At 31.9% G+C, this 6,868-nt stretch carries 6 protein-coding genes; 1 reads left to right on the plus strand and 5 read right to left on the minus strand.

Annotation, left to right across the window (positions count from 1 at the left end; translation table 11 throughout):
* Positions 1 to 1,209: class I tRNA ligase family protein (locus LE180_RS05465; RefSeq protein WP_374134447.1), on the minus strand; the 1,209-nt coding region annotated here is incomplete at its 3' end.
* 95 nt (positions 1,210 to 1,304) lie between these two features.
* Between LE180_RS05465 and LE180_RS05470 the strand changes: the two genes are divergently transcribed.
* Positions 1,305 to 2,006: an SDR family oxidoreductase gene (locus tag LE180_RS05470; protein WP_374134448.1), complete on the plus strand. Its 702-nt coding sequence runs from the start codon at positions 1,305 to 1,307 to the stop codon at positions 2,004 to 2,006.
* An 80-nt stretch (positions 2,007 to 2,086) separates the two neighbouring features.
* Here LE180_RS05470 and LE180_RS05475 read toward each other — a convergent pair whose 3' ends face one another.
* From LE180_RS05475 to LE180_RS05490, 4 genes are all read right to left on the minus strand, one after another.
* Complete coding sequence (locus LE180_RS05475; RefSeq protein ID WP_374134449.1) at positions 2,087 to 3,889, minus strand: hypothetical protein; 1,803 nt, start codon at positions 3,887 to 3,889, stop codon at positions 2,087 to 2,089.
* Positions 3,886 to 5,007, minus strand: a complete 1,122-nt coding sequence (locus LE180_RS05480) for a DNA methyltransferase (RefSeq protein ID WP_374134450.1) — start codon at positions 5,005 to 5,007, stop codon at positions 3,886 to 3,888. Before LE180_RS05480 ends, LE180_RS05475 begins: the two co-directional genes overlap by 4 nt.
* A gap of 2 nt (positions 5,008 to 5,009) precedes the next feature.
* Complete coding sequence (locus LE180_RS05485; RefSeq protein WP_374134451.1) at positions 5,010 to 6,017, minus strand: DNA methyltransferase; 1,008 nt, start codon at positions 6,015 to 6,017, stop codon at positions 5,010 to 5,012.
* Between the two features lie 216 nt (positions 6,018 to 6,233).
* Positions 6,234 to 6,842, minus strand: coding sequence for a hypothetical protein (locus tag LE180_RS05490; protein WP_374134452.1), 609 nt, complete (start codon positions 6,840 to 6,842; stop codon positions 6,234 to 6,236).
* Positions 6,843 to 6,868 lie beyond the last annotated feature (26 nt).

Below are 6,868 nucleotides of genomic sequence, written 5' to 3' on the forward strand. Positions count from 1 at the left end.
TTGGCGACTTATGCACCAGTCTCTTAAATTTTCAAGCCACAAAACGTAAGGTTTTTTCCACGATTGCGGATGAAAAACTGTCCTATCGTCATTTGTGGCATCAACTACCTTTTTAGACATTTCGCCAACATTTAAAAACCACTGTTCGGACATCAAAGGCTCTATTTTTGTTGAACATCTATAACATCTTCCTAGCGAATGAGTATAATCTTCTATCTTTACTAAAAAACCTGTTTTTTTCAAATCTTTAACAATTTCTTTTCTTGCTTCTTCAACACTAAGTCCGAGATACTTCTCAGGCGCATTAATTATTTTCCCATTAACATCTATTATCTCTATTATTTCAAGATTACTTCTTTTTGCTATTTCATTATCAGTTGCATCGTGAGCAGGCGTAACTTTTACAACTCCCGTTCCAAAAGATTGATCTATAACATAATCTGAGACTATTTTTATTTCTCTGTTTACCAACGGCAACGTTAGAGTTTTACCTACTAAATGCGTATATCTATCATCATTCTGATTTACGGCAACAGCCGTATCTCCAAGCATTGTTTCAGGACGCGTAGTTGCAACAATGACATATCCGTCAGAATCTTTTAGAGGATATTTTATATACCATAAATTACTTTTTTCTTCCGTATATTCAACTTCTATGTCAGACAAGGCGGTACCGCACCTAGAGCACCAATTAACAAGTCTTTTTCCTCTGTATATAAGACCATTGTCAAACATCTGTATAAACGCTTTTTTTACAGCTTTTGAACGCTTTTCGTCCATTGTAAAAGCGACTCTGTCCCAATCTAAACCGCAACCTATCGTTTTAAGTTGATCTAGTATTATGTCTCCGGTTTCACTTTTCCATTGCCACACTTTTTCCAAAAATTTTTCACGACCTAAATCGTATTTAGTTTTTCCTTCTTTCTTAAGAAGTTTCTCAACTACATTTTGCGTAGCAATACCGCCATGGTCTGTTCCGGGTACCCACAAAGTATTATATCCCTGCAATTTTTTAAATCTTATTATGATATCTTGCAAGGTAGCGTTTAAGGCATGCCCTATATGCAAAGATCCCGTTACGTTTGCAGGAGGAATAACTATCGTAAACGGCTTTTTGTTTTTGTCTATTCTTGCCGAAAACGTTTTATTTTCTATCCAATATTTGCGCCATTTCTCTTCAACTACTTTAGAGTTGTAAATTTTTTCCATTTTCATAGTGAAACCTCTTAAATCTAGCCCGTCGATTATATCAAAAATTACTATTTTTGTATAATCTTCTTAATCAAATAGGCAGGAGGATATTCATGTACAAGAAAACTGTGTTGATAACAGGGGCATCTAGGGGAATTGGAAAACAGCTTGCGCTGACTTTTTCAAAAAATAATTGGAATGTATGCGGTTGCTATAAAAATAATAAACCTGACTACAAAATTCCAAATTCAAAGTTTATAAAAACAAATATAGCCGATAAAAATGAAGTAAAAGAATTAATAAAAAATGTCGTTGACGAATATAAAAAAATTGATTGTCTTGTAAATAATGCATCTATTACTGTAGGTTCTACAATACTAAAAATGACGGACGAAATGTGGGAATCCGTTGTTGAGACAGATTTAAACGGCACATTTTTTATGATTAGAGAGTCATTAAAAAAAATGATAAAACAAAAAGGCGGCGCAATAATAAATATAGCGTCAATTTCTGCATTTAAATCTTATATTGGATCGGCAAGTTATTCTGCATCAAAAGCAGGCGTCATAGCTCTTACAAGAACTTCCGCTCGAGAATATGGACGCTTTGGAATAGCCGTGAATGCCGTTTTACCCGGTTTTCACTTTACGGATATGGCCAGCAATGCCGGAGATGTTCACATAGACACAGTTAAAAAAGAAAGCGTTTTAAATACTACAACTGACATCAATGAACTCGCTGATTTTGTAGTTTTCCTGTCTCAAGTTAAAACAGTATCGGGACAAATATTTAACTTTGATTCAAGATTGATATAGTCAAGCAATCTTATATTGATATAAATAGATGTGGTGCGAGACAGACTGACGAAGCAACAGCGTTTCTATTGACTTGGACATCACAATAATCCATTTTTAAATAATTTGTAAATTTTGGGGAAATCAGTTTTCCCTTCTATTTTCCCTATCAAATCTTTCATACTTTGTTTAAAAATTCCTATAGCCCATTGTTTGCGGTTAATCACTCTGAATATAAAGTCAACCTTATCTGCTTTCCAAGTAGTTTGCGTGTTATCCTTTACGCCAAAAGAAACACCAATTACTATATTTTTAAGCTCCTTATTTTTATCTATAACTTGTGCTACAAACAAAGTCTCTTTTAATGCTTCTTTCAATTTATTGACAACTTTATATCTTAAAATTTTTTCTAAATCGGCTTCTATTGCTTTTTGTACAAACATTCCTTTGCTTTCATTCAAAACAACATCTATTTTTGAGTTTTTCGGTGGTAACGCTATTATGTCAGGGTATTCTCTAGGTTGCGCTTTTCCTAATTCAGGTTTTGGTAATATAGCCCCGCCGCCCTGCGAACCCGGATATGATACGGAAACAATCTTAAAGCCATTAGGTATTAAAACTTTATGAACTATGGAATATGTGATTTCGTCTTCATCAACTTCGTCAACAACTTCTGTTATATTTGTAGGACTTGTATAATTTGAAAACCCAAAATTTTCAGAAAGCGCCTCTAAAAAATTCCCGTTGTTTGAATTAAGCAACGCCCTTTTGTCCCACTTTATACAAACCCCATTATGATTTAAATAAATACCGTCCAAGAAATAAGCCAGCGTCATTACAACTTTGTTTTTTAATAATTCATTTTTATACTTTTCCCATATAGGTTGAAAATTTATTTGTTCGTCCAAATACTTCACACTTTTAATAACTTTATTTAATTCTTCTATGAGCCAATTTGGCAACCCTTGCCTATCCATCTCAAGTACAATTTTTAATTTTTTACGCATCGTATCCACAGAAGTCATATCTTTTTTGACTAAATAACTCCCGTGAGGACGAACAAGGGCATAAATTCCAAACACACTCATTTTTTGTGAAAATAAAGACGATATAAATATTAAAATTCCCCTATCTGGATCCATCGCGTGGCTAAAACGATTTATTTTAGCGGCTACAAATTTATCTTTGACAAAATACCTAACTTTATTTAAATTAGTATCTCTTCTATTTTTCCAAGTATTTAATAATTCCTTGGCGCCATCGGCTTTATCAACATTTGCTCTATATTTTTTATAACTTTCTTCTTTCTTTAACTCATTTAAACTTTTTACAAACCAATCTTTATCTGATTTCACAAATGCCCTAATTGCGCTTTGTAATGTAGCAGTTAAAATTTCAATTACAGGTGGACAAGATGGATACCTTGGATCACGCTTTAATGTAAATTGGTTATCTTTTTGAGTTTCCCAAAAAGCAATTACATACCCTTCATAATTGACTTCGTCTATAAAAATTTTAGGAGTTGAGTATGGATTATATTTTGCCCCGCCAAATTCTTTTTCAGATTGTTTTTCACCTGACAATTTTAAGTAATATGCCCCCGAAAGATATGCCGCAACCGCCCCATATGTTCTTTGTAATTCATGGTCTTCCGTACTTACGGCTTCACTGAATTCAATTAAGACTAGTGGATATTCTTTACCGTATGAAGTACCCGTAATTAAAACATCAGGCGTAACCATTGTCAGAATAGCCGATATAGCGCCATCATTTAACTCTGTATTTTTCTTTGGTCTTTTACAAAGAATTATTTCAAAGTCATTATTAACGGTTTTTTTTACAATAGGTTTTATATAATGCTCTGCTTGTTCTAGGCTTTCGTAATAAATTCTTATTGTTTTCATTTTCTTAAAATAATCAAATGTTCCTTTTTTCCCTTCTGCGCAAAAGTGGGGTTAAATATCTTTGAATGTCTCGATAAATCGGACGATATAATATTGCATATATCAAAGCCGATTTCAGGTATAAAATCTTGAATTACTCCGTCTATCTTTATTAATTCTTTTTTTATTACGCTATCGCCTATAACAATAAAAGCAAGACCGTCTTTTTTTAACAATCTATACATTTCAGCAAAACATTTTTTTAAATCAATAGTCCATTGATTGGCTGGTTTTTTAAGACTTGAATATTCACGACGAGAACCTATCTCATTATATTGCGCAAAATGAACATCTAAATCAAGCCAACGCTTACGAAATTTATGATACAAATAATAATCATAAGTATTGGCATACGGCGGAGAAGTAATAATTATATCAACACTCTTATTTTCAAGCATTGTTAAATTACGACTATCTGCGTTTAATAGTTTCAGAAATCCACTATCAATGATATCTTTAGAATATTCCATTATTTTTTCTGAATATTCATTTGCTCTATCATAAACCAATTTAAGAGCATAATTGTTTGGAATGTTTTTATTTTTAGCCGCAAAGCGAGTATCGCTTTCTTGGTTTGAAACTCTAACAATTATTGAAGACACAACTATTTTAAAAAAATCTCTAACATTAACATCATCTATTTTATTAATTAAATTTAGTATATGCGTTAATTCTTCTGAAACATTTTTTTGAAACCAATGCTCTATACCTTCAATTTTTTTAATTTTAATTTCTGGTCGTTTCGTTTCCCAAGAACTAATTTCTTTTTTTATTTTTGATAGAAAAGATTTAATACTCTTATGTTCTTGCTCTGACAATGGAGTTGCTTTAACTTTTGACAATAAAGAAGATAATCCGTTAACATCTACTCCTATCGCGTTATAACCCAGTAATCTTGCTTCTACTAGCGTTGTTCCACTACCACAAAAAGGGTCCAAAATTGTTTGTCCTTTGCTAGCAAATTTTTTTAAGATAGATTTTGGTAATTGAGGCGGAAACTTTGCAGGATATGGGTGCAAAGAATGCGTTAAATACATCGCGTCAGCATTAGTGAAATCAAAATTTATATTGTAATTCATAATTATTTTACTTTCCTAAAAACTACTATAAACGAACAATTTTGATTAGTATATAAAACGCTTGGATATCCTAATAACACTAATCGACGCTGCCCTGTTTGATCCCATACAATTAAGTCGTGATATTTCCAACCCGCTTCTTCGCCAGCGCGCGCTAAATCGGAATGAAATGGAACGTACGGAATTTTATTTTTTGTGTCTCTATAATCTTTTACAACCCAGCAAGAATACCCGCCTGTTTTTGTTAAGACAAAGTTATCTTTTAAAGCTTGTTTTATCTGCAGTAAAAATTTGTCATAAGACAAATTTCCAAAATCTTGCTCATTTTGACTATACTGTTTTACAGTACTGTTATTTTCATATTTGATAACAGAAGTTTTATGCGTTGTTTCTCTATCTTTTAATGATTTTTGAATAAAGTCAGCATAAGGCGGAGACGTAACCGTCAGTTGAATTTTTTCTTTATGAATATGTTTTAACATATTACGACAATCGTCTTTAACAATTTTATAATGCAGTTTATTTGCAAATAATCCTTGCGCATCATCTAGCCACTTTTGAGCAATATCTGCAAATTTATGATTTAATTCTATACCCACGCAATGTCTATTTAATGCTTGCGCCGCTATCATTGTTGTTCCTATTCCTAAAAACGGATCAAAAACGCTATCGCCTTCAGCAGAATACATTTTAATTAATCTTTCGCAAAGTTTTACGGGATAAACTGCGCCGTGCTCAAGTTGATATTTGTTGCGAGGCGAAGACAAATTGTTCCACACAGGGTTTAATATATCATCTTCAGTAATAACGTTTTTAGAAAGCAAAGCCCATTCAGTAGGGGTAAGTTTATTAAATCCTAATTTTGCTTTCTTCGTTTCGTCCTCTATTTCACGAGAAACAATATAATTTTCTTGCTGTTCTGATACCGCAAAAAAATCAGAATTTTTATTTCCCTTTTTTGATATACGAGGCAGACTAGGTCTAAGTTTTTTATTGTTCGTTTTTTTCATTGTTATTTATTACAAATCCGCAGCAGCTATTTTCCATCATTTATTTCAAATCTATTATCGCCTTTACTTTATCAAGATTATATAAAAGTTTTCAGTCAATTAGCATATATGTCAGGCAAATAATTATTAAATCCTTTTACAACTCTCTTTTAAATTTTAAGAAAGAAGGCTTATCTTTCCTTTATTTAAAATAGTTTTAAATTTTTTCAAATACATTTAATTTATGCTCGCAATTTCTTCTATTTTGATAATATCACTAAATCTTGGCGCGGTTGGATCAAAAATATTAGAGTAGTAGCCAATATCTTCATCATTTTTAGATTGTCCGATTTTATTTTTTAATTCATCTACKGAAGAAACTCCAAACAATGGAAGAATTTTCTCGCAGTATTTTTTTGACTTTAACTTAGTCCACATATTGTGTGTATTTTTAGCATAAATATACGTTATCGGAAACCATCTATAATGTCTATAATGACAGTCACGATTTGCTGTAAAATCGATTATTCCAGATAGTTGGAAAAGCATTATGTCAGCTTCTGCAATTTTTTGTGACGTTATAATGGGTTTCTTTTCTCTCTTAATTAACATTTCTCCTGCAAGAGTATGTAATCTTGATCTTGGGTTTTGAGAATTTGGTTTATAAACCGTTTCTATCCTTGCAAACCCTTTACAAAATTCAATACAGCCACAAGCTATAATTTCTGAATTTTTGAAAAAGCTACGTTTCATAAAATAAGAATGTCTTAATATATCATGAATTTCCTTATATTTTTCATAATGGAATAATATTACAATTGTTGATATAAATGATTCCCAAATCAAATAGTCAAAATGTTAATTAAGAGAGA

Source organism: Candidatus Endomicrobiellum pyrsonymphae, from assembly GCF_020328025.1.
Taxonomy (GTDB): domain Bacteria; phylum Elusimicrobiota; class Endomicrobiia; order Endomicrobiales; family Endomicrobiaceae; genus Endomicrobiellum; species Endomicrobiellum pyrsonymphae.